The following is a 23,543-nucleotide window of genomic DNA, read 5'->3' on the forward strand; positions in this document are numbered from 1 at the left end:
AACACACCTCAGTGGCGACTTCCGCAGCGACTGGGAAACGACCTAGTACCCTGAACTTGAGTTTTTACACAGGGCCGAAATCAGGATTCAGGCCATTCACGATTCCGATACGCAAAACGCACTGAGTGGATGGACCGCAGCCAGTGCCCTACTCATGGTCACCAACGCTGCAGAAGCAGGCGTCGGACCGAAGCAGAGTGTTGCCCAGGGGATTATCGACCGCCCGGATCGCTGGGCCGTCACGCTCACCAACTGAGCAGGCTTCGAGCAGTGCTTTTTTCGACTGGCCTGTTTCGTGGCGAACTGCACGTGTCCTTTCGCCTCCTGCCTTTTCGTTATGATAGGGCGACTGTCTGGCGACAAGCATTTGTTCTCGGCAAGAAAGACAGCTGTTTTCACACTACACTCCGAGGGATTTTCGATGTCCACCAAACGAAACCGATTGCCCATCGCTCTGTGTGGTATGGCACTCATTCTGATGAACTGCGTTGCCGCAGAGGCCCAGCAGCGTGAGGGGGACGCGGGCGACCGTCGCGTTCGACCGCAAATGCGAGATGGAGCACCCAACGCTACTGGCGGTCGTCGAGCTGGAGATGCACGCGCAGGCCGGCCTAACGAGCCAAGGGAGATATTGATGCGTTTGCCGGTCATCGCTGCGCTGGATACGGATCGAAACGGAAGGATCTCCGCTCAAGAACTCGACAACGCGGTTGCGTCGCTGAAATTGCTCGACAAAAACGGAGATGGCGAGATCGACATGCGAGAGATGACCTCGCCTGGCACAAGGAACAACGAAAGTGCAACGACGATGATTGCTCGTCTGATGAGACGGGACAAAGATAGCGACGGTTTTTTGACCTACAAAGAGATGCCTGGATTGCTGGCCCGAATCGTCAAGCGAGATGACAAGAACGGGGACGGAAAGTTGTCGCGAGAGGAAGTCAAGGAATCCGTGCAAGCTCTTATCAGTAAGCGAGACGCAAAAGACAGCGACGATACCGCCAGTGGTAAGCGTCCCAAACAACCGCCACTCAAAGAATAGAGCAACTACCTAGCAGTTCCTTCCATGCACTGCCAACCGAAGGGGGACAAAAGGGGACGGGGGTCTTTTCGACTTGCTTGAATCGGTTAGTTTTATTGGGCTTCAGCTCGTTCCTTGCTTTCGGACGAAACAAAGGTGTCAGGTACAATACTGTTCGGCACGAGATTTGCGCAGCGAATCACATCCTTGCCTGGCACGCAATTTGCGCACGCAGTCATCACCGCGGATGAGCCGCCATGATGACACTCGCAAGGCTGTTGGATGCCAAAAAGACTGCCGAAACGGCGCAAGCCGGTTGCCCAACACGATCAGCAACTTGAGCAGCAACTTGAGCAGGCGGCTTCCATCGCCTCAGGTTTGAACGGTTTTGATAGGTGGTCCGTACTCTGGAATAAGGAAAGGCAATTCGACGTCACTTGGGAGCCAACGCTGATGAAGTTGCGACAGTCAGTTTTGTGGTTTATCGGTGGTTGGTTGATTGTTGGAGCACCCCAGGTTAGTTCTGCCCAGGCAGAACCGCCGGATTTAACAGTCTTGTTGCGCCAGTTTCGTGATCAATGTGGTGCTGATGTGGTCTTTCGACAGCAAGACCTGCCGCCTGGGAAATATCATGATGTTCTGAAGCCGTTGGATGAGTCGCAGAAGATCCGCGCTGTGACGGTTTGTATCGAAGAAGCGAAGAAATATCCGCGGCAATTCTTCGCCGAAGTTGGATTGAAAAAAATTGGCGTCTTTGCTGCGTGTGCGTCGAAAACGACGACAGACCCGTCACGCGAATTTGATCAGCAGTTGGGCGGCTACCGTTACTTTGGTGTCTACAACGGCACTGATGCAATTGCTGCTTCGTTCTATAGCGAGGGTCAACTGGCATTAACGTTTCACCACGAAACATTCCATCACGTTGATTCGACGGTCGACGGCAATACCGCGTCCTGGCAATTGTCCAGCGACGACGCGTTTTATCAGGCCGCGATCACACAGCGCAGGCCGTACCGTGCTCCGCCTATTCCGGCAGAGGACTTGGCAATGTTACGCACGAAGTGCATTGGATTTACGTTGAAAGATGCGGTCAGCCAGTATGCCGCAAAGAATAGCCGCGAAGACCAAGCGGAAACGGCGCGACATCTCATGAGCATGCTGCCCAACTCGCTGGTCCAGGCGATCGAGCAACCAGAGCTTGCTGGAAGTCAGCGGATTTTGCACGTGCTTAATGAGTACCGGCAATCGGTGCCAGACGGCCCCAGCTTTGACTGGTTCGTCGACGTAGCACTGGAACGTACAGCAAGCCCTATGGAATTTGAAAACACACAAGAACTGCTGGACCGCTTTGTTGAAATTTGTGATCGTGTGGACAACGGCGACGACATTCTGTCCAGCGAACCCGAAGTGGCAAGAGCGGCACTTCGTGCTTGCATACGTTTGAGTCCCAGGCCAATTTCGCAGAAGCAATCCAGTCGGTTACTCGCATTGGCATCAGAGATTACGGTTGCGTTGTTGCGAGAACGAATTTGTCCCGGTCAAAAATTGCAGCGGTTTGACATTTGGGGCGCAGAGGATTCTGCGGGCGTCAATCATACCTTGCGGCATGATGTGATCCAATTCGGTCGCGATGTCCAGCGTCTCAGATGGATCGCGGCCATTCATGCCGGGAACAGTTCCAGCGACAAAATCGTGGTGGATGCTTTGCAGAGTAACCTGCGACTGTTGGCCAAATACTATGTGTACATCGATTCAAATTTTCCAATGACGGTTGGCACAAAGCAGGAGTTTGAAGATTCACGACGGTTGATGGTTCAGTCGGTGTCGCACGATCGCGTAAATCTGTCAGGCGAATGGCAATCGCGGTCGTTTGCCAAAATTGCCCAGCAAGATGTTGGTGATTGAAGGTTAGCTGCGAAGAATCGTTGCGGTGAATCTAGGCGAACACTTTTTCAACGACGTGTCCGTGAACATCGGTCAGTCGGAAGTCGCGACCGGCGTATCGGTACGTTAATCGCTCGTGGTCAAAACCCATCAGGCGAAGAATCGTCGCGTTCACATCATGAACGTGGACTCGAGGGATAACGCGATAAAAGGGGACGCGGATAAAAGGCGACGGGGGTCTTTTCGACTTTCCTGAATCGGTTAGCTTCATTGGAGGTCAGCTCATTCCTTGCTTTCGGTGGTCACAATGCCTCGACAGAAACGTCTCGATGTGGCGGGTGGTTGTTATCACGCTCTGAACCGCGGCAATGCTCGTCAGACAATTTTTCGAAAGGAAGATGATTACGCTGCGTTTGAGCGAGTGCTCGGTGAAGGACTGGAGCGTTACTGCGTCCAAATCTTTTCTTACACTTTGATGCCAAATCATTGGCACCTTGTTTTACGCCCCGGGCAGGACGGCCAAATGGGAAAGATGTTGCGTTGGGTTACCGCTACGCACACTCAGCGCTATCACGCTCATTACCACACCGCCGGTGAAGGTCATCTGTACCAGTCACGGTTCAAGAGCTTTCCAATTAAAGATGACGAACACTTCTTGACGGTTTGCCGCTACGTCGAACGCAATCCGCTCCGAGCCAACCTAGTCAAGCGGGCCGAGCAATGGCGGTTTGGGTCTCTACACCGCTGGGAAAACAATTGCGACAAGGCCCCGAAGCTACTGTCCGCTTGGCCGCAGCGAAGAACGCCAGCGTGGACCAAACATGTCAATCAAGCATTTTCCGACAAAGAACTGGCGGCCATCCGCACGAGCGTGCAACGTGGGCGACCGTTCGGGAATATTGAATGGGTGGAGAAACTAGCTGACCAGCACGGCCTGTGGTCAACGATTCGACCGCGGGGAAGGCCCCAAAAGACAATCGAAGCAAATTAAAGACCCCCGTCCCCTTTGATCTCGGCGTCCCCTTTGATCTCGGGTTGTGATACGCAGCTGGAGCGCGGGAGGCTACAATGAAGCCTGACTGTCGCCTCTTTCGTGAAAGCCTTTTTCTACCAGAATGTGTTTCAACCATTTCGTGTCAACCATCCGAACCATTTTGATTGTCGCGGCGGCCCTTTTGGTCCGGCCTTGCCACGTGATTGCGGATCAGCACGATGAATCTGCCATCGATTTTACTCGTGACGTTCGGCCGATTTTGTCGGAGAACTGCGTGTACTGCCACGGACCGGACGCGGGCACGCGGGAAGCCGGCTTGAGGCTGGATACCGAGGACGGAGCGTTGACGATTTTGGAGCCGGGTGATCGCGAGGCCAGCGAATTGATGGACCGTCTGATGAGCGACGATCCGGACTACAAGATGCCGCCGCCCAATTCGAATCGCTCGGTGAGCGCCCAGCAAATTCAGCAGATCGGACAATGGATTCATGACGGAGCCAAATGGGAACGGCATTGGTCGTTTCGCCCCATTGTGACGCCGCCGGTTCCGGTTGTCACCGCAGTTGATACCAGTGAACGCCGGATACAGCATCCGATCGACGCGTTCATTCAACAGAAACTTGTCGACAGCAAATTGTCGGCCGCACCGTTGGCCGATCGACGTACGTTGATCCGGCGATTGTCATTGGATTTGACAGGGCTGCCACCGACGGCCAAACAGGTCGAACAGTTTGTCAACGACACGCAAGACGACGCCTACGACGAACTGGTCCAGCGGCTTTTGGAGTCGCCAGCTTATGGTCAACGAATGGCTTGGAACTGGCTGGATGCGGCGAGGTATTCCGATACCAATGGCTACCAAGGGGACCGGGAACGCACGATGTACCCTTGGCGAGACTGGGTCGTGCAAGCGTTCAACGACAACATGCCGTACGACCAGTTCACGATTTGGCAACTGGCCGGCGATCAGCTTCCCGAGGCAACGGATGAACAGAAACTAGCGACGGGTTTTCTGCGAAATCACATGATCAATGGCGAAGGAGGCCGGATCGCCGAAGAGAACCGCGTCGAGTACGTGATGGACATGTCTGAAACGGTGGGCACGGTCTGGTTGGGCCTGACGCTGAATTGCTGTCGTTGCCATGACCACAAATACGATCCGATCTCCAACGAAGAGTACTATCAGTTTTTTGCGTTTTTCAACCAGACGCCCGTGAAAGGAAATGGCGGCGATCCACAGATGGCACCCAATTTGGCAACGCCGTCAGCCAAACAATCCGAACATCTTGCGTCGCTTGCGGGCCGTTTGTCCGAACTGGACGACCGGCTCGTCCAGCAATCCAAACGCCTGGTCGCTGAGCAGTCGCAGTGGGAAAAAGAGCAGACGAATGTTCTGGACCTAGCGTCTTGGAAAATCCTACACCCGATCAAAGCGTTTGCGGTTGGACAGCGGACGCGAGTGCTGGGAGATCAATCGGTGTTGACGTCAGGCAATCCTCCGGCGAACGATACTTACACGGTCATCGCCCAACCCGAATTGAAAACAGTAAGCGGATTGCGAATTGAAGCACTGCGGCACGATTCGATGACGGGCGGCGGACTGGCACAGAGCGGCAGCAGTAATTTTGTACTGACTGGAGTCAAGGTTTCGTTGATCGATGGCGGCGAGGAGGCCGAAGGGCAGGACGCGTCGAATGCTGGGCAGAAATCGCAACGCAGGGAGATCAAAATCGTTGCAGGAGAAGCGACATTTGAACAGAAACATCATACGATCGAAAAAGCGTTTGATAGTGACAACCGAAGCGGCTGGGCGGTGCATCAAGGCAAGATCGTCGATCGCGATCACGCGGCTGCGTTTACGTTTGAGCAGCCGATCGAGATCGAGGAAGGCCAGCGGATCGAAATTGTCTTGGAGCAAATTTCGATCCACGAGAAACACAATATCGGACGATTTCGTTTATCAATGACCAATGCCAAGCGCCCCAAGCTGGGCATGGCAGACGCCAAATTGGTCGCGGCGCTGCAGACGCCTGCTGAGGAGCGTTCGGCGGAACAGACCAAGTTGATTGCAAAGACGTATCGCGAATCGAATCCGGAGTATCAAGCGATCAAAAAGCAGCGTGACGGGGTGATCAAAGAGCGAACCGAGTATCAAAAGCAGATCGCCAAAGTCATGGTGATGCAGGACATGGACACGCCGCGCGAAACGTTTGTGCTGGAGCGAGGGCTTTACAGTAAACCGACGGACAAGGTTAATCGCAAGTTTCCGGACTTCTTGCCTTCTAACTGGAGTGCGGACACCAAACCCGAAGATGCCGCCGCAAAAACTGGCACTTCAAATCGCTCTGAACCCAATCGCCTGGACTATGCGCGTTGGCTGGTCAACGACGAACACCCGTTGACGGCGCGAGTGACGGTGAACCGGTTATGGCAACAGTTCTTTGGCATCGGTTTGGTCAAAACAACGGAGGACTTTGGGCGGCAAGGAGAGATTCCGATTCATAGGGAGCTGTTGGATTGGCTGTCGGCCGATTTTCGCGAGAGCGGCTGGGATGTCAAAGAATTGATCCGCAAAATTGTCACCAGTCACGCGTACCGGCAGTCGTCGAAAATGACAGCAGCAGCCTACGAGATTGATCCGCTGAACCGTTTGATGGCACGCGGCGCCCGATTCCGCATGCCGTCTTGGATGCTGCGAGATCAGGCGTTGGCGATCAGCGGATTGATGTCGGGCGAGAGCGGTGGGCCGTCGGTCAATAGCTACCAACCGCCCGGTGTTTGGGAGGAAGCTTCGTTTGGCAAGAAGACGTACCAGCGAGATTCGGGCGAGAAGCTGTATCGCCGCAGCCTGTACACGTTTTGGCGTCGCATCATTGCGCCGACGATGTTCTTTGACACCGCGTCGCGACAGACTTGCACGGTCAAAACGTCGCGAACCAATACGCCACTGCACGCATTGCAAACGCTGAACAACACTCAGTTCGTAGAATCGGCACGCGTGTTGGCGGAGTTTGCATTGCACGCCGACGTGGGAGAATCGAACGCAGCGAGCGATCGCGACGTGGATACGAATCGAATCAATGTGATTTTTGAGCGGGCATTGGCAAGGCCGGCGTCGGCCAAAGAAATTGCGGTGTTGACCGCTGGGCTGGATCGCACGCGTGGGCAATACGCAGACGACGAGTCGGCCGCGGCAAAGCTGCTGTCGGTCGGGGAGTCGGTCCGCGACCATGAATTGGATTCGCGAGAACATGCCGCTTGGACAGCGCTGTGCCTGGCCGTTTTGAATTTTGACGAAACACTGACGCGAGAATAATGATGGATCCGCTAAGTCAAAATCGCTTGCACCAAACGCGACGTCAATTTCTTGGTTCGGCCGGGACGGGGTTAGGCACGGCCGCGCTGGCAGGACTGCTTGCCAACGACGGATGGGCAGCGGGAGCCGGTCCGAGTACTCAGGCACGATTCGGTGGTTTGGATGCCTTGCCGCATTTCGCCCCCAAAGCCAAGCATGTGATCTATCTGTTTCAGAACGGAGCTCCCACGCATGTTGATTTGTTCGATTGGAAACCCAGGCTGAAAGAGTTGCACAGCACGGCGGTGCCGAATTCTTACATTGGCGATCGACGGTTCAGCACGATGACGGGCGAAGCCGACGGCAAGCTTTTGTTGGCGCCGATCGAACCGTTCGCTCAGCATGGTCAAAGCGGTGCCTGGGTAAGCGAACTGATGCCATACACGGCCAAGATTGCCGACGAGCTGTGTTTTGTCAAAGGAATGCACACCGAACAAGTCAATCACGCCCCTGCGATCAATTTTATTCTCAGTGGCGGCGAGCAACCGGGGCGTCCGACACTGGGGGCCTGGTTGACGTATGGACTGGGCAACGAGACCGACGAACTGCCGGCGTACGTGGTAATGACCAGCATCACGAAGGGGACTTCGTGCGGCCAGATCTTTTACGATTTTTATTGGGGCAGTGGTTTTTTACCGTCGCGATTTCAAGGCGTGAAGTTTCGTGGCAGTGGCGATCCGGTGCTGTATGTTTCCAATCCGGATGGAATGAGCCGGCAAGTTCGCCGCGACTGGTTGGACGACATCGCCAGAGTGAACGAGCTAAAACTTCAAGAGTACGGCGATCCGGAGATTGCAACGCGGATCGCGCAGTACGAGATGAGTTTTAAAATGCAGTCCAGCGTGCCCGAATTGGCGGACTTGTCCAATGAAACGGAATCCACGTTGGAGATGTACGGTCCCGATGTGAAGGAGCCTGGCACGTTTGCGCACAATTGTTTGATCGCGCGTCGTTTGATCGAACGAGGAACTCGCTGCGTGCAGTTGATGCACGCTGGATGGGATCAGCACAATTCTTTGACAACTGAGTTGTACGATCAGTGTCGTGTGACCGACCGCGCGAGTGCGGCGTTGGTATTGGATTTGAAGCAGCGCGGACTGTTGGACGACACGTTGGTGGTTTGGGGCGGCGAATTTGGCCGCACGCCATTCTTGCAAGGTGATTTTTCAAACCGGCCGCGTTGGGGACGCGACCATCATCCCTATGCGTTTACTTCTTGGATGGCCGGCGGCGGCGTGAAGCCCGGTATCAGCTACGGGGAAACAGACGATTTGGGAATGAACGTGGTGAAAGATCATGTCCACGTGCACGATTTTCAAGCAACGATCATGCATTTGATGGGCATTGATCACGAACGACTCACGTACAAGTATCAAGGTCGACAGTTTCGTCTGACGGACGTGCATGGCCACGTCGTTAAGGGTATTTTGGCGTAGGACGTCACACACAAGTGATCCATGAAGTTCGCTGCAGGGCACCTGACTGCGTATCAGTGTGCCGCGTTTTGATCTCGCTGTTTTTGGTCTCGCTGCATTTTATTCTCTTTTTTTGCTGGATTTGCAGAATGTCGAACGGTTTCTCAAAGCACCTCGGTCGGTTCCTGGTTGCCTTTGCTGCCGTGCTTGTCGTTTGCGACACTGGTTCCTTGGCAGCCGACCCGTCCGCGGAATCAAAACTTGGACGTGTGAAGATTGCGAGTCATCGGTTTGGCATGACGGTAGTCGCTGCCAACGGCGATCTTTTGCGAGGCACGTCGTTGATGATTTTCTCCTATGGAAAATCGATCGGAAAAAGTGATCACATCTACGACGACGCGTACTGGCAGTTGCTTGCCGACAGCGGCGTCAACGCCGTCCGCTTGGCATGCTTTGATGCTTGGCAACAGGCTCACGGAGCACCGGGGTCATCCAAACCGTATCCGTTTACCGATTTCAATGATCCGCAACAGACCGCTGAGATTTTGAAAGACTACGACCAGGTGGTCGACGCGGCTGGCAGGCACGGCATGTACGTGATGGTGAACTATCACAACACGGGCGGCTACCGCGATCCTGACTTGGCATCCAAAGCGGATTCGTCTTCGCAATTCGGTTACCTCGATACAACCGATTCGATCAAGCGGTTTTGGCAAATCGTTGCACCGCGGTACAAGGATCGACAGCATGTTTTCTACGAACTGATGAACGAACCGGTGCAGTGGTTTCCCGAGAACTATACCGACCAGGTACTCGATGACATCCAAACGCTGCATGATCAAGTTCGCTCAGCGGCGCCGAAGACTCATTTGGTCCTGGTGTCGGCGCCGAATCATTTGACGTGGAATCCGCAGCGAGGCAGTTTGGTGGGCGTTGCGAGAAAGCTGAAACTTCGCGGCATCGAGTTTGACAACGCATCGATCGGAGTTCACACGTACAACACCAAGCACCCGCAACCCAATCAAGCTGGCCCGGTGCTGAAGACGATGAAGGAATTTCCGGTCATCAATACGGAAGCCAATTTGCCGCGAGAGTCAAACGACACACCGAGCGACGGGGATGGAAGCGGGTTTGACAGGGATCGATTGATAAGTCAGTCGATGGAAAGACTGAAAATCAGTTGGTTTCACTGGAAAACGCATTCGCCCCAAGAGCTGCAAAAAACTTGGATCGATGTGGTCCTGAAAGATGCCAAAGCGAAAGGCTATTTCTGGGCAAAGTAGACGCACGGATTGTCAGGCGGCGTTCGTGCACGCGTGTTTTTGTCCGCATCGCCAACGGCCATCGATTCGCTATGATGTTGGCAGATTGTTTTGACCTTTTCGCATCAACGCACTGCTAAACTCTATGTCATCCGACGCAACGCCTCCGGATTCGCCCAACCCGGAATCAAACGATCAGAACCCGGCTCTTCGTGCTCGCGTGCCTGATCATGTCGCGGACGGTTGTTTTAGTACCGGCGCGATCGTGATGACGGGTCCGAGTGAGTTTATCGTGGATTTCTTGCAAACGATCGGACGTCCGCACAAGATCGCGGCTCGCGTCGTGATTCCGCATCCGGTGATGCCGCAGTTCATTGACGCACTGAATACGAACTTGGAGTTGTATCGCAGTCGGTTTGGTGATCCGCATGTGCCGCAGCAAAAACCGAACCCGGACGCGCGACGCCCCACGCCTCAGGAAATCTACGACGATTTGAAAATGCCCGACGAAACACTGAGTGGCGTTTATGCCAACGGCGTGATGATCGGCCATGGTGCGAGCGAGTTTGGGCTGGATTTCTTGACCAGTTTCTTTCCGCAATCCGCCGTCAGTGCCCGTGTTTTTGTGTCGGCGGGGCAGGTTCCGCGTTTGCTGGAATCGTTGCGAGGAGCGGTGGTGCAATTGGAGCAGCGTCGCGCGAACCAACAGACTGGTCAGCCACCGATTCTGCCTCCGCCCACGCAACCCGATTCTTCAGCGGGCGACAGCCCATCCAACGAAGCGGATAACGACGAAACAAACGGCGACGGAACGCAAAACGGCGGTCCTGATGCGCCGTCGGACGAAAACTAGAGTTCACGATGGAGCGCGTGCGAAGTGAGTAGCGAAAACGAATTGCCGCTAATGAACGGATTGCCTCGAGCCGATTTGCCAACGGATGAGCCGTTAGTCTTGGCCAGCGGTTCGCCTCGGCGCGCGGAGCTTCTGAAGTCGGCCGGCTATCAATTCCGCATCGATCCGGCCAGTGACAATGCTGAATGTGGAATTTGCAGTGGCGATGCTGCACCGGAGTTTTCGGCACGAAATGCGTTTCGCAAAGCCGAAGACGTCGCTGGTCGGTACGAATCGGCTTTGGTGATCGGCGCCGACACGGTGGCCTGGTGTAACGGGCAGATTCTTGGAAAGCCTCGCGACGTCGACCATGCCGAATCGATTTTGAGAATGCTGAGCGGGCGATCGCACGATGTCTACACAGGCATCTGCGTCTGGTCCGTTAAGCTGGGCAAGGTTGTGGTCGAAGCTGTTCGTACCGAACTGCAAATGCTGGCAATTTCTGATGCGATGTTAGAAGAACATTTGGATTCAATGCGGTGGGAAGGCAAAGCCGGCGCGTTCGGTTTTCAAGACGGAAATGATTGGTTAAAAATCACGGGCGACGGCAGCGCATCAAACGTTGTTGGGCTTCCTATGGAACGATTGAAGGAAATATTGGAAAAGTTTGACTCAATTGCCGATCCCTTGTAACAGGGATGAACCTACAAATCGCTCTACGGATCCACGCCGTCATTTGCTAGTGTTCTATTCTTGGATCAGTTCGACTTCTCGTACCTATCTACGCTCACCATGCATTCTCATTCGCGCCGAGAGTTTTTTCGCCTTTCGTCTAGCCTGGCACTTGCCGGTGGTCTGATCACCACTGTTGATCAGCAAGCGTATGCGCAGCAGAAGAACTGGGCGGCGGAAATGTTCGAAACGCTTGAGCACGATTTCCGAACGGTCGGGCGCGGCACCAAGTCCGAGTTTCACTTCGCCCTGAAGAACAAATTTGAAGAAGACGTTCACATTGCATCGGTACGGACCAGCTGTGGATGCACCACGCCGACGATCGCCAAGCAAGTACTGAAAACGCACGAAACCGGCGCGATCATCGCCAAATTCAACACAGACACCTTTGTTGGCAAGAAAGCAGCCACGGTCACGGTTGTTTTTGACCGTCCGTATTACGCCGAAGTCCAGCTGAAGGTTGCGGGTTTTATTCGCACGGACATCACATTTGACCCGCCCGAAGTGAACTTTGGCGAAGTGTCACCGGGAGGTGACAGCGAGAAAGACGTTGTGATTACTCATAATGGAAATTCAAACTGGCAGATCACGGATGTACGCAGTTTCTGCAACCATTTGCAGGTCAGTTTGAAACCAGCCGAACGCAGTCCTGGCATTGTCCGCTACCGGATGAAAGTCAAACTGCTCGGTTCGATGCCCGAAGGCGACATTCGCGAACGGATCACGATCATCAGCAACGATCGTGCTTTTCCGACGACGGAGATGTCGATTGCCGGTCGGGTCCGCCCTACGCTTTCGATTTCGCCACCGACCGTGAGTGTCGGAACGACTCGTCCTGGCCAATCGGTTGACAAACGATTGTTGATCCGCGGTGAAACGCCGTTTGCGATCAAAGAAGTTGTTTGCGGAGACGATCGTTTTTCGTTTGACGTGCCCGATGGCAAAAAGAAATTGCACTTCGTCAAAATGAAGTTCAACGCGGATGCGACCGACGACCGAGTCGGCCAGGAAATCCGAATCGTGACCGATTTGCCCAAAAACAAATCGGCGACGTGCATCGTGACGGGAACCGTTGTGCGATAGTAGGATCGCTGCGAGATAGCGGTAGGGCTGCGTGTTATCGCTGGGCTTTGCTGTATTTTGCGTAGTTGGATCGGTCTAAAAAAAATGACCCGAACGCAAAATGCGTTCGGGCCACTGACGAAAAGATCGAAGCAAATTCGATACTTTAATATCGCATGATTAAGTCAAGCGTGACGCGATCTTCGATAACGTCCTCAAATCCGGTGAGAGGAAACTCGTACGCGATGCCGGCTTCCAGGCTGCGGCGAGGCTTGAATTTCAGGCCAACATTCTGCGTGACCAAATCGTTGCCGTCGACATTGTTGACAGGCAGGTTGAACAGGTCTTGTCCGGCGACTCCCAGAGCGAGTCCGGTGTCGGCGTCGTCGGTCCAGTGCCACCAAGCATTTTCAGTGAATGCATAAACGCGGTCGGTCAATTTCACGTCCAGGTGATTGGACCAATGGATCGATGAGCTCTGGACGTCGTCGTCCACTGGAAAACGGTAGCCAACGCTGGACAAGATGTGGGCGTTGCCGTCTAGCAATCGTTGGCCAGCGGTACCGAACACATGGAATTCACCGTCGCCCAAACCTTGCAGTGCTTTTTCGCTACCGAGTGGGATTTCGTAAGTGAAACCAAAGGAAGCCAGCGTGCCGCTTTCGACGTCTCGAAGCAGGTTGTACTTCAAGCCAGCCGAGACATCTGCCCAACCATCATCCAGCAAGGTATCGATTGCTCCATCGGTATTGTCCACGATGTAGCCGTCTTTGACAGCGATCAGGCTTAGTCGTTCGGTCAGTGCGATTCGAAACTGAAGAGCGTACAGTTGAATGGACCCCCCGCCCAACGATTCGGGAACGTTGTGGGTCACAAAGATCGGACGCAGTTCGGTGACATTTCGTGGATCTTCGAAGAATACGAAGTTGATCATCGGGCTGATGAAATCGTCAAAGCAGCGATCGCTTGGACGAACCCAGCCGCAAAGATCCAGTTTGTCAGAAATCCGATCGAAACAAGCCGAGTCGCAGCCTGAATCGCAACCAAGATCGCTGCATCCAGGAGAAGCACAGCCCATGTCGCTGCAGCCTAAATCCGAGCATCCCAGATTGCTGCAACCTAAGTCACAGGCTTGCTGTGCGCTTGCTTGGCTGATCGGCATCATCGCGATCATCAGCAATGCGGCCGCGGCTTTGAGAAGCCTGAGTGTTGATAGTTTCACCGCCTTGTCCTTCCTTGTTTCATTGTGCGTTTGCAAGATTTCGGGTCGACGTATCGAATCGATGCCGACCACAGTTCCGTTCTTTGGACACGATCGTAAATTCAACGTTGACCACCGAACCGCGTGTTCAGTTGCTTTCGTTGCCAACGTAACCGTCAAACTCGCAGCGGCATCCAACGCGTTTTGCTGCAAGTGTGCCGCGGGTGCACACTTCGCGTTGGGTTTCAATGCCATCGCGACCTAGGGCGTCACAGTTCGCCTAGGCAATCCGTCGCAACGATTGACTTTGTCAAATCCGCATGCATCCAAATTTGCAGAAAAGCGAATAGCCTGTCCGCTCAATCGCTCCAAACGCTAGGATTTGACTCGAAAAGCAATGCGACCAGCCGCAACTGAGCAATGAAGCTGCGGTTTGCCGCTTTCGGATCCAGTAGACTGACACGCAGTCTGCGGTAACTGCCATCGTGTCTGCCATCGTGTCTGCCAATTAGAGTCTTGATGACCTACGTCGCCGTTTTTCTGTACGTCGCTTCGACATTGTTTTCAGCGTCAGCGCTGTCAGTACTCGTAGACGGAACGATCCCCAGCCTCGGTTTTTTCGCGGTGATCTGCAGTTTGATCATGGTGCCCGAGCTGTTTTGGTTGATCCCACATAATTCCGAATCGGTGAAGCATTCCGATAAACCGCCGTCTTGGATGTTTCGCGTGGGCATGCAGCCGCCCGCGGTGCTCTTCTGCGTGGCTAGCGGGTTAGGCGTCGTTCACGCGGCTGTGACGTTCTTTTTGTTCCGAACGTTTACGGACAAAATCGAGTGGGCGATTCCCAATCTTCTTTGCGGGGCCGGTGTGTTCGCATTGCTGGTTGTGATCGGCATCACCATCGCTCAAACGTCGGCCACAGCGAACCGTTTGACGGCCATCGATTCAGAGCCAGTCATTCGCCGGCGACGCAAGCGAAAATGACCGCAGCGAGCTCGTGATTCCTTCACAAAGTTGCTTGTGCGCACATGGCGTGGCATCAGACGGCGTGACATCGATGCCGGACGCACAGCAAGGCGTCGGGACGTGACCCAAGAAGAAAACCTGGTCACTTGGAAAGCAGCTTGGCGGCCAATTGTCGCCATTTGTGCCGCACAATTGCGGGCTGCGAAGAATAAAAAGAGGCGACGGTGGGATTCGAACCCACGAATCGCTGATTTGCAATCAGCTCCCTTAGACCACTCGGGCACGTCGCCTATTTTTGGATCCCCGGACTGTCCGGCGATCGGTCTCTCAGCAGCGAATTCTTCTCAATTCGCTCTGAGGAATGGGCAAGGTAGGAGAAGTTTGAGGCGGCGTCAAGATCCGCATTAAACAACCGTTCCTTCCAATCAGATTGACGGTATCGTCCCGTTCGCCCGGAATACTTTAGGGACGTTGGCACTTTATCTTCGGTTCGCTTATTTATCCCTGCTGCGTGGTAGCCTACGCTCGTAATTCTTCGCTCGCCGCCCCCCCTCTTTCAGAGACGTTTTTACCGATGCCGCGACTTGCCACGACGCCCCCCCAGCACGACCCGACACCGATCTTTGAGTTGTTTCGCGGCAGCTACGGTTCCGAACTATTGACCGCCGCGATCGCTCACTTTGACATTTTTGCGCGGCTGGAACGATCACCCGAATCACTGGAGTCGCTTGCAGCGGCCAATGGTCTGCAAATGAGGCCAGCCAATGTCCTGGTGACCGCGTTGCGAGCGATGGGGCTGATAGGCGTCGCGGATGGCAAGTTGACGTTGACGGCTATGGCACAGGAGCACCTAGTGCCTGGTGGCATGTACGATGTTGGCGATTACGTCGGATTGGCGGCACAAAGCCCGGGCGTGTTGACGATGGTGCGGTTGCTGAAAAGCAATCAGCCGCTGAGTTTTGATGATGGCGGGGCGGCGTTTATCTATCGCGACGGGATGGCATCGGCGATGGAAGCGACTGATTCGGCACGGCACTTCACGCTGGCCCTTGCTGGTCGGGCCAAGAATGTCGCTCCGGCGCTGGCTGAAGCAGTGGACGCAGTCGACGCGGAGCTTTTGGTGGACATTGGAGGCGGCACGGGGATCTACAGCTACGCGATACTGCAAAAGCATCCATCGCTGCACGCCGTGGTGGTGGATCGCCCGGAAGTGCTAAAGGTCGCCGAAGAGATGGCGGCCGAATATGGCGTTGCCGATCGCGTTACTCTTCAGCCGGGCGACATGTTTGACGATTCCATGCCGACGGACGCCGACATTGTGCTGCTGTCGAATATTCTTCACGACTGGGACGTTCCCGAATGCAAAAAGCTGGTGCAGCGGGCGGCAAGCTTGCTTCGACCGGGCGGACAAGTTGCGATCCACGATGTATTTTTGAACGACGAACAAGACGGACCACTCCCAATCGCGCTCTACTCTGCGGCGCTGTTCACGCTGACGGAAGGCCGAGCCTACAGTGAAGCCGAATATGCAGCTTGGCTGGTGGAAGCCGGACTGACGGTACAGCCTCGCGTCGACACGCTGATTCACTGCGGCGTTTTGGCAGGAAAAAAAGCGTAACCGCGGGGCACATGCTTTTAGCGCCGAGTGACTGGAACACGCGCGACCAATGGATCACGCGGGGCAGTTTCCGCAACGGGGAATCCGGCGCAGCTATCGGCTGCGACCAAACCGCTGAGGCTAGGCCGCTTCGCCTTCAGAAATTTCGCCGGTGTCACTGACGTCGTCAAATCGGATCGAGACTTGTTTGCTGACTCCGGATTCTTGCATGGTGACGCCATACAACGTGGTTGCGGCGGTCATGGTTTTTTTACTGTGCGTCACGACGACAAATTTACTGTGATCCAAAAATTCGCTTAACACGGTAACAAAACGGCCGATGTTGGCTTCGTCAAACGGCGCGTCGACTTCGTCCAACACACAGAATGGGCTGGGGCGGTACTGAAAGATCGACATCAGCAGCGCGACGGCTGTCAGAGCTTTCTCGCCCCCCGACAACAGCGAGTTGTCAAAACTGGGTTTGCCCGGCGGAGTCGCGACGATATCGACACCGGCTTCGAGCGGATCAACGCCTTCTTCGAGCACCAGGTCGGCGTGGCCACCACCGAATGATTTGCGATACAGCTTTTGGAAGTTCTGGCGAATAGCTTCCAAAGTATCCAAAAACAAACGTCGGCTATCGGCATTGATGCGTCCGATGATTCGTTGCAGCGAATCTTTGGCTGCGGTCAGGTCTTGGTACTGCGTGTGAAGTTCGTCGTAGCGTTCCTGCAGGCCTTCGAGCTCCTCGAGCGCCTCCATGTTCACGCTGCTGGTCTTCTGCAACTGACTGCGTAACCGAGTGATTTCCTCTTCGACTTCCTCGCGGTTCTCGGGCGCTTCCCATTCTTCGGGAGTGTCGCCGGAGCGGAGGTCAATCTCGTAATCTTCAAACAATCGATCCGCCAGCGTGTCGCGGCGAAGGGCCACACTGTCGCGGCGTGCCGAAATCGAGTGGACCGATTCGCTGGCTTTGCTGGCTGCTTTGATCGCCACGTCGGCGGCTTTCATGATGTCGCGATTGGACTGCCGCACATCCGCTGCGTTCTGCGCCAGCACGGCGATCGCTTGTTGGCTCTGCTGGGCGTCCCAGTGGAAAGTCGCCAGCTGATTGGTCGCGTCCAGGATTCGAGCCGTCAATTCCGCGATCCGTTGCTTGCCGCTGGTGACTTGAGCACGAACGTCCGCGACGGCTGCTTCGCGCTGGCCTTGATCGCGTTGCTGCTGCAGCATGGTGGCCTGCAACGCTTCGAACTTTTGTTCTGCGCGAGCCACATCGACGGAGACCGACATGACGTGGCTGGTCGCGGCTTGCAGAGCCGACTGAGTCTCCGAGAGCATTTCGTCAGAATCGGCAGCCGCCAGCTCCAGCGTTTCGATGTTGTGACGGGCTTCGTTGATCTGATTGGAAAGCAGGCCGCACTGCTGGTTGGCGGAATCGCGATCGGTGGTCGCCAACGCAATCTCAGTGGCAATTTCGTTGCGAACTAATTCGCGTGCTTGAAGACGTTCGTGGGTGTGACGCAGTTCAGCGGTCGCGGCCGCACGGTCGGTAATGAGTGAACGATGTTGTTTTTCTAATCGCCCCAAATCGTTGGCTTGTTCATCGACGACTTCGGTCAAACGCTCCAATTCCGCATCGCCTTCGGAAATTTGGAATTTGTAATGGCCCAGTTCTTCTTCCGCAGAATTCAATTCGCTTCGTCGGCTGACCAACCCGGTCGAAGCGCCGGCGGGACCGACCACTGTGGTTCCGTCGCTTTCGAGCAATTCGCCAGCCGAAGTCACAAACCGCAGTCCGGCACCGCTCAGTTTGCGAAGCCCCAGAGCTGTTTCGAGCGAATCGACGAGCCACGTGTTGCTAAGCAGGTGCTTGGTCAGAGCTTCGTACTTTTCGTCGCACTGCACCAATCGATCGCCGCGTCCGATGACGCCCTTGAGACCATCAAGCCGAATGCGATCGCCCGGGCGCCGACGTGGCAGGTCGTCGATGCGAATTAGCCCGACGCGGCTGTCGATTGTCAGTCGCCCGTCAAGAATGGAGTCTTGCAGTTCATTGCCGCTGACGACCACGTACTGAGTACGCTCTCCCAACGCCGCGTCGATCAGCGGGGCGACGCTGGTATCGGCACTGATGCAATCGGCGACGATGCCGTGCAGGTTGCTAGAGAGTTCGTGCGAACTGTCGCCAAGTTGTTGCAGGATGGTTTTGACGCCGCCGCCGACACCTTCCTGACGGCGCTGCAAATCGTCTAGGACTTTCATTCGTTCGGTGACACGTTCGAGTGACACGTTCAACGAAGATTGTTCTTCGGTACGTCGCGTCAGTGTGCGACGACTCTCTTGAAGCTTGGCGTCCGCCAGTTCGATTTCTTTGGCGAAGCGGGCGATTTGCGTGTCAAGCTCTTCGACACGCTTGCGTGCTTTTTCTGATTCCGCGCCGGCTTCGGAGAGCAGTGATTTGGCGGACGCGATTCGTTTGCCCAAGCTGACCAGCAAGCGGGCGGCTTCGGCTACGCGAGATTCGGACGCTTGTTTGGTCGAATCCAAATCCGCGACACTGCGAACCGCTGCCAAGTGGTTGCGTTGCACCTCGTCGCGTCGCGTAAGCACGTCGTCGACTTCGGCCTGAAACTTATCGCGTTCCGCTTCGACTTCCTGGGCTCGCTGGCGAACAGCCTGCAGTTCCGATTCGTACTGTGCCAGTCGTTCGTTGGCGCCACGCAGTTCAGCTGCCGCGCTGCCAGCCTGAGTCTGCAGCAGTCGGACTCGGCGAAGTGATTTGGCGACTGATGTGCGAAGGTCGACGATCGCGGCTTGGTCGGCATCTTTTCGTCCGGCCAATTCGGCAATCCGCTGCATGCCCTGAGCGCGAACGTCTTCTGCTGCGCGAGCTTCTTCGGCGATCTCTTGCAACTGCAAGTCTGCTGCCTGTCGCTGCTGCGTCATTTGATCACGAGCAGCTACCTGTTCGGCAAGCGTCGAAATCGCAGTCGCCAGATCCGTTTCGGCCGTCTGAAACTCATTGGTCATGCTGGTCCAGTCGGTCCAAGCAACTTGAGTCCGCAGCTCTTTCAGGCGGGTCGTCGCGACACGATAGCGTTCCGCTTTGCTGGCTTGGCTGCGAATGCTCTTTAGCCGCGCGGCGACTTCGTCAACGATGTCACCCAGACGCGTCAAGTTGGTCTGGACGCGTGCGAGGCGGCGTTCCGCTTCGATCTTCTTTGCTTTGAAACGACTGATGCCAGCGGCTTCTTCAAAAATCGCGCGGCGGTCTTTGGCGTTTGCCTGCAGCATTCGATCGACTTTGCCCTGTTCGATCAAACTGTACGCGTCGATCCCGATGCCCGTGCCACGGATCAAATCCTTGACGTCTTTGAGTCGCACGGGCTGATCGTTGATCAGATACTCCGCTTCGCCGCTTCGGTACACGCGGCGAGTCACACGGACCTCTTCGGCATCGACTGGCAAGTTACCGTCGACATTGTCAAAGATGATGGTCGCTTCGGCCGTGCCGGCGGCTTTCCGAGTCTGCGATCCTTTGAAGATCACGTCGGCCATTTCTTTGCCGCGTAGACTCTTGGCACTCTGCGATCCGAGTACCCATTTGATCGCGTCAACGATATTGGATTTTCCGGAGCCGTTGGGGCCTACAACAACGGTAATCCCGTCTGGAAAATCAAAGCGAGTTCGATCAGCGAAACTCTTGAAACCGGCCAGTTCGAGTGCTTTGAGCATGCGACGGGTTGATTTCTCAGGTTCAGCGGTGAGGTCGCGGCGTGATGACGCGAATCGAACGGACGCGGATACAACACTCCGCGTGAAATAAGGTTGGAACTACAGAGTAAATGAAACATGGGGCGGGGCCTAGCTCTGTTTTCGCGGCAATTTGCGGGTTTTGGGGAGGTTTTGAGCAGTTTTGGCAATCTGTGAGGCGGGATTGCACTAGGTAGCAAAAATGCAGTATCTGAAGGACAGAGGGAAAGGATCCCCAACAGTGCGCTCGCGATGCGCGGACAGGACCAAATGACGGTTCAGATTGTGTCGGTGGATCGCCAGCCAGTTTCAACGATCAGGCAAAGGACATGCTGTCTCCCACAATGGATCGAGCCACAAACAACAGGCCTCACTCACGCGTTCGTTGGGCCATCTTGGTTGCGTTGATTTGCCTGTCGGCAGCGATTGGGTCGACCAATCCGGCGACCGCCCAAGAACAATCGCCGTCTGAATCAACCTCCGGGCAGCCAACGATTGCGACCATTGCCCAACTGGTGCAAACCGGCGACCTCGCGACCGCGACCAAGCAGGTGACCGAACTGGACGACGACGTGATCGGCCAGCCATCGTCCAACGTCGACACAACACTCTTGCTGACTCAAGTGGCGCGGGCTTGGGAAAACAAAGGTGACGACAGCGCCGCCGCGGAGCTTTACCTTCGCGCCAATGCGGCCAGCAAACGAGTCTCTTCGCAGTTGAACGCTAGCCAGATTGCCATGATCCAATTGGCTGCCGGATCGTCATTAGTCCGAGCGCATCAACCCAAACAGGCCGTCGACATTCTGGCCGAAGCCTTGCAAACTGCGCCGACGCCTTCATCTTCGAGCGAAATAACGCTGAATGTCCCCGCATCATTGGGTTCGCCCCAGCAGGAAGTTCAGCATTTGCTGTCGCCACGTCAACGTGCTTCAGCCGGCCAACTGCTGATGCTGCTTGGAAGCGAAGCACTGACCGAATCCCAAAGTGAGCTCGCCGAAAAAGCTTACGACACCGCTTTGCCTCACGTTGCCAAAAGTTCCAAAGCGACGGTCATGCTGGGCAAGAGCTGGGCGATCTCGATGCAGAAAGGTCGCGAGCAAGACGCCGCCGACGCCCTGGCTTCGTTTGTTCAGCAGTATCCCACTCACAGCGATGTTGCCAGTGCGGCAGGGCTATGCATCGCAAAACGACAAGCCTGTGGTGACTCTAAGGGGGTCGAGACAATGACGGCCCGACTGCTGACGCGTTGGTCCGAATCCAAAGCTGCCAGCGATCTGATCCGCCAGTTCGCTGCTTCGCCGATCACAGAGATTCCACAAGCCGCCAAGACTTGGTTGCTCAGCCGCGCCGAAGCAAAGCGAATCAGCGGATTGGATCCAGCCACCACCGCGACGGCATTGTTGATTGCGATTGATGAACAGCAGCCCGATTTGTCGGATGCTTTGATCGCGCATTTGGCGGCCACAGACCAAAGCGGTCAAGCTGTTTCGGATACGCTTCACCGTTTAGCCAGCAATCGGCGCGCTGCCGATGCAGAACAGTTTGCTAGCCGATTGGTTAGCCCGGCCACCAAGACCGACGGCGAAACGGTTGCAAGCAAAACTATCACGCCAGCTGCACGCGAAGCTGCTTGTCGATGGGCAGGTCGACGACAACTTTGGTCCATGCTGGCAATGGCGTCGGAATTGTCCGATCCCGGTCAAGAAGAACCGTCGCGAACCGTCACCGTCGAACGACTGTATGCCGAAGCGCTCACTCAAACGGGACGCGGCGACGAAGCCCTGGTTTGGTGGAACCACTTGGTCGATTCTCGCCAGGTCGATGACTTCGCCACGTTGCTGCGATGTGCCGAAACCGCCACGTCTCACGCAGAAATCCCAGTTGCTACCAATCGCATCTCCGACGCTCGTGCGGCTGCTGGTGGAGCCCCCAACAAGACTTCGTTGGTCGACATGTTGGCCGCGGAATTGTCGGTCCGAGAGTTGCGTTTTGATCAAGCGAGATCGATCTTAGAACAGATTGTTCGGTCCGATGGAGCGGTGCAATCCGTCCGCGGTCGAGCTCAATGGACGATCGGTGAAACGTATTACTTGCAAGAAAAGTTCGCGGATGCGATCGAAGCTTACCGAAAAGTAGAAGGGATCGATGCCGAAGGCCAATGGATCGCAGTCTCACTGGTTCAAGCTGGCAAATCGTTTGAGCAGTTGGGGCGAACACGCGAAGCTGCTGTTTGCTATTCGACCCTAGTTAGCCGGTTTGCCGAGAGCCCCCATTCTGTTTCTGCACGCCGCCGACTTGCTGCCATCGACCCGCAGTCAAATCATTCGCAACCGAACTCGTCTCCTTCCACTGATACGTTTCGACGATGAATCAAAAATCGAAAACGAAAAGCCGACGAACACCGTCTGGCAACGATCGCGAATCCAGACGCTTCATTGCGCCGGTCAATCGTTCGTTGCCTTCGCGCGGAAAGGGATTGCTATCGCGTCTGATTCCGTTGGGAGTCTTGGCGATCGGAGCGTTGTGGTTGATGACGGTGATGCAGAAAGCCGACGCGCAATACCCACAGCAGTATCCGCGTCAGTTTCAAAACCAATCCAACGGCCAGCAATTTCAGCCGGTCCGTCAAAATTTTCCGTCCAATTCGCAGTCAGTCAGTGCGCCGGCATTTCGAACGGCCGCTGCCCCGACCATTCCGTCGGCCGCTCAGCTACAACCTGTGGCCAGTCCTGCACTCCAAAACGACGCGACTGCCGACGAATCCGCCGAGAGCCTAATGTCAGGCTGGGAGCTCCCCGCCTTTGTCACCAAAATCATGCAGGGCGGATGGCTGATGCTGCCACTGGCGCTGTGTTCTTTGATTGTGTTGGCACTGTCCATGGAACGCATGGTGGCATTGCGACGCGGCCGCGTCATTCCACGCCCGTTTGTCCGCCGTTTCACCGAATGTGTCGAAGACGGACAATTGAGCTACGAAGAAGCGACTGAGATTTGCAAAGAATTTGATTGCCCTGTGTCGGAAGTCTTTCGTGCTGCACTGCGACGATGGGGACGCCCGATGTTGGAGATTGAACAAGCCGTGATGGACGCGGGCGATCGTGTCGCTGAAAGGCTGCGGCGTTTTTTGAGAGTTTTTCACGCAATCAGCAATGTCGCGCCGCTAATCGGATTGTTGGGCACCGTGATCGGAATGATCGAAGCGTTTGACATGATCAGTACGCAAGATTCGATCGGCCGCCCCGAAGTACTAGCGGGAGGAATCAGCATGGCACTGATGACCACGGCGGGCGGACTGTGTGTCGCGATCCCAGCCTACCTGGCCTACATGTATTTCAGCAGCAAATCGGATCGCTACTTGGGCGAGATCGACAAGTTGTGTCAACGAGTCGTCGATAGTATTTCGGCCGAAGGTTTGGAAGACGCTGGCGCACGCGGCAAGAAACGTCGCGCAGCCTAGTCGGCGTAC

General features: G+C 55.3%; 15 protein-coding genes, 1 tRNA gene and 1 pseudogene. 13 read left to right on the forward strand and 4 right to left on the reverse strand.

What is annotated here, in order from left to right; genetic code table 11:
- Window positions 1–421 precede the first annotated feature (421 nt).
- A complete protein-coding gene (locus tag K239x_RS14210) occupies window positions 422–1,042 on the forward strand; it encodes an EF-hand domain-containing protein (protein ID WP_419190042.1) in 621 nt (206 codons plus the stop codon).
- Between the two features lie 432 nt (window positions 1,043–1,474).
- Window positions 1,475–2,926, forward strand: a complete 1,452-nt coding sequence (locus K239x_RS14215; protein ID WP_145418774.1) for a hypothetical protein — start codon at window positions 1,475–1,477, stop codon at window positions 2,924–2,926.
- 31 nt (window positions 2,927–2,957) lie between these two features.
- Here the strand turns inward: K239x_RS14215 and K239x_RS14220 are convergent.
- Window positions 2,958–3,101 (reverse strand): annotated as a pseudogene (locus tag K239x_RS14220) (DUF1501 domain-containing protein); the annotation flags it as partial.
- 111 nt (window positions 3,102–3,212) lie between these two features.
- Between K239x_RS14220 and K239x_RS14225 the strand changes: the two are divergent.
- The 7 genes from K239x_RS14225 to K239x_RS14255 all read left to right on the forward strand — a co-directional run bounded on the left by K239x_RS14225 (window position 3,213) and on the right by K239x_RS14255 (window position 12,578).
- On the forward strand, window positions 3,213–3,896 hold the full coding sequence (locus K239x_RS14225; RefSeq protein WP_145418776.1) for a transposase: 684 nt from the start codon (window positions 3,213–3,215) through the stop codon (window positions 3,894–3,896).
- Between the two features lie 142 nt (window positions 3,897–4,038).
- A complete protein-coding gene (locus tag K239x_RS14230; RefSeq protein ID WP_419190043.1) occupies window positions 4,039–7,215 on the forward strand; it encodes a PSD1 and planctomycete cytochrome C domain-containing protein in 3,177 nt (1,058 codons plus the stop codon).
- Window positions 7,215–8,690, forward strand: a complete 1,476-nt coding sequence (locus K239x_RS14235) for a DUF1501 domain-containing protein (protein WP_473163587.1) — start codon at window positions 7,215–7,217, stop codon at window positions 8,688–8,690. Before K239x_RS14230 ends, K239x_RS14235 begins: the two co-directional genes overlap by 1 nt.
- Before the next feature lie 128 nt (window positions 8,691–8,818).
- Window positions 8,819–9,952 carry a cellulase family glycosylhydrolase gene (locus K239x_RS14240; protein WP_145418780.1) on the forward strand — a complete coding sequence of 378 codons (1,134 nt, stop codon included), beginning with the start codon at window positions 8,819–8,821 and terminating at the stop codon, window positions 9,950–9,952.
- Between the two features lie 124 nt (window positions 9,953–10,076).
- Window positions 10,077–10,784 (forward strand): DUF3467 domain-containing protein, encoded by a 708-nt coding sequence (locus K239x_RS14245; RefSeq protein ID WP_145418782.1) that lies wholly within the window; start codon window positions 10,077–10,079, stop codon window positions 10,782–10,784.
- A gap of 51 nt (window positions 10,785–10,835) precedes the next feature.
- Window positions 10,836–11,456: a Maf family protein gene (locus tag K239x_RS14250; protein WP_145422361.1), complete on the forward strand. Its 621-nt coding sequence runs from the start codon at window positions 10,836–10,838 to the stop codon at window positions 11,454–11,456.
- Window positions 11,457–11,555: 99 nt separating this feature from the next.
- Window positions 11,556–12,578, forward strand: coding sequence for a DUF1573 domain-containing protein (locus tag K239x_RS14255; protein WP_419190044.1), 1,023 nt, complete (start codon window positions 11,556–11,558; stop codon window positions 12,576–12,578).
- A gap of 145 nt (window positions 12,579–12,723) precedes the next feature.
- Here K239x_RS14255 and K239x_RS14260 read toward each other — a convergent pair whose 3' ends face one another.
- Window positions 12,724–13,779, reverse strand: coding sequence for a hypothetical protein (locus K239x_RS14260; RefSeq protein WP_419188952.1), 1,056 nt, complete (start codon window positions 13,777–13,779; stop codon window positions 12,724–12,726).
- 498 nt (window positions 13,780–14,277) lie between these two features.
- Here K239x_RS14260 and K239x_RS14265 point away from each other — a divergent pair, with 498 nt between their 5' ends.
- Window positions 14,278–14,742: a hypothetical protein gene (locus tag K239x_RS14265; protein WP_145418784.1), complete on the forward strand. Its 465-nt coding sequence runs from the start codon at window positions 14,278–14,280 to the stop codon at window positions 14,740–14,742.
- A 198-nt stretch (window positions 14,743–14,940) separates the two neighbouring features.
- Here the strand turns inward: K239x_RS14265 and K239x_RS14270 are convergent.
- A tRNA-Cys gene (locus K239x_RS14270) sits at window positions 14,941–15,014 on the reverse strand.
- Window positions 15,015–15,298: 284 nt separating this feature from the next.
- Between K239x_RS14270 and K239x_RS14275 the strand changes: the two genes are divergently transcribed.
- Window positions 15,299–16,342 carry a methyltransferase gene (locus tag K239x_RS14275; protein WP_145418786.1) on the forward strand — a complete coding sequence of 348 codons (1,044 nt, stop codon included), beginning with the start codon at window positions 15,299–15,301 and terminating at the stop codon, window positions 16,340–16,342.
- Window positions 16,343–16,462: 120 nt separating this feature from the next.
- Here the strand turns inward: K239x_RS14275 and smc are convergent, their stop codons facing one another.
- Window positions 16,463–20,059, reverse strand: coding sequence for a chromosome segregation protein SMC (gene smc / locus K239x_RS14280; RefSeq protein ID WP_145418788.1), 3,597 nt, complete (start codon window positions 20,057–20,059; stop codon window positions 16,463–16,465).
- A gap of 347 nt (window positions 20,060–20,406) precedes the next feature.
- Between smc and K239x_RS14285 the strand changes: the two genes are divergently transcribed.
- Together K239x_RS14285 and K239x_RS14290 are read left to right on the forward strand one after the other, a co-directional pair.
- Entirely contained in the window at window positions 20,407–22,446 is a 2,040-nt protein-coding gene (locus tag K239x_RS14285; RefSeq protein ID WP_145418790.1) for a tetratricopeptide repeat protein, read from the forward strand.
- Window positions 22,443–23,534, forward strand: a complete 1,092-nt coding sequence (locus K239x_RS14290; RefSeq protein ID WP_145418792.1) for a MotA/TolQ/ExbB proton channel family protein — start codon at window positions 22,443–22,445, stop codon at window positions 23,532–23,534. Before K239x_RS14285 ends, K239x_RS14290 begins: the two co-directional genes overlap by 4 nt.
- The last annotated feature ends 9 nt before the right edge of the window (window positions 23,535–23,543 follow it).

The sequence above is a fragment of the Stieleria marina genome (assembly GCA_007741555.1).
GTDB lineage: Bacteria > Planctomycetota > Planctomycetia > Pirellulales > Pirellulaceae > K23-9.

What these genes read in the sequence shown, in the direction of transcription:
- K239x_RS14275 (WP_145418786.1), top strand. Translation starts at nt 15,299, where the DNA reads ATGCCGCGACTTGCCACGACGCCCCCCCAGCACGACCCGACACCGATC.
- K239x_RS14225 (WP_145418776.1), top strand. Translation starts at nt 3,213, where the DNA reads ATGCCTCGACAGAAACGTCTCGATGTGGCGGGTGGTTGTTATCACGCT.
- K239x_RS14210 (WP_419190042.1), top strand. Translation starts at nt 422, where the DNA reads ATGTCCACCAAACGAAACCGATTGCCCATCGCTCTGTGTGGTATGGCA.
- K239x_RS14285 (WP_145418790.1), top strand. Translation starts at nt 20,407, where the DNA reads ATGCTGTCTCCCACAATGGATCGAGCCACAAACAACAGGCCTCACTCA.
- K239x_RS14255 (WP_419190044.1), top strand. Translation starts at nt 11,556, where the DNA reads ATGCATTCTCATTCGCGCCGAGAGTTTTTTCGCCTTTCGTCTAGCCTG.
- K239x_RS14245 (WP_145418782.1), top strand. Translation starts at nt 10,077, where the DNA reads ATGTCATCCGACGCAACGCCTCCGGATTCGCCCAACCCGGAATCAAAC.
- K239x_RS14235 (WP_473163587.1), top strand. Translation starts at nt 7,215, where the DNA reads ATGATGGATCCGCTAAGTCAAAATCGCTTGCACCAAACGCGACGTCAA.
- K239x_RS14250 (WP_145422361.1), top strand. Translation starts at nt 10,836, where the DNA reads ATGAACGGATTGCCTCGAGCCGATTTGCCAACGGATGAGCCGTTAGTC.
- K239x_RS14240 (WP_145418780.1), top strand. Translation starts at nt 8,819, where the DNA reads ATGTCGAACGGTTTCTCAAAGCACCTCGGTCGGTTCCTGGTTGCCTTT.
- K239x_RS14290 (WP_145418792.1), top strand. Translation starts at nt 22,443, where the DNA reads ATGAATCAAAAATCGAAAACGAAAAGCCGACGAACACCGTCTGGCAAC.
- K239x_RS14265 (WP_145418784.1), top strand. Translation starts at nt 14,278, where the DNA reads ATGACCTACGTCGCCGTTTTTCTGTACGTCGCTTCGACATTGTTTTCA.
- K239x_RS14215 (WP_145418774.1), top strand. Translation starts at nt 1,475, where the DNA reads ATGAAGTTGCGACAGTCAGTTTTGTGGTTTATCGGTGGTTGGTTGATT.
- smc (WP_145418788.1), bottom strand. Translation starts at nt 20,059, where the DNA reads ATGCTCAAAGCACTCGAACTGGCCGGTTTCAAGAGTTTCGCTGATCGA.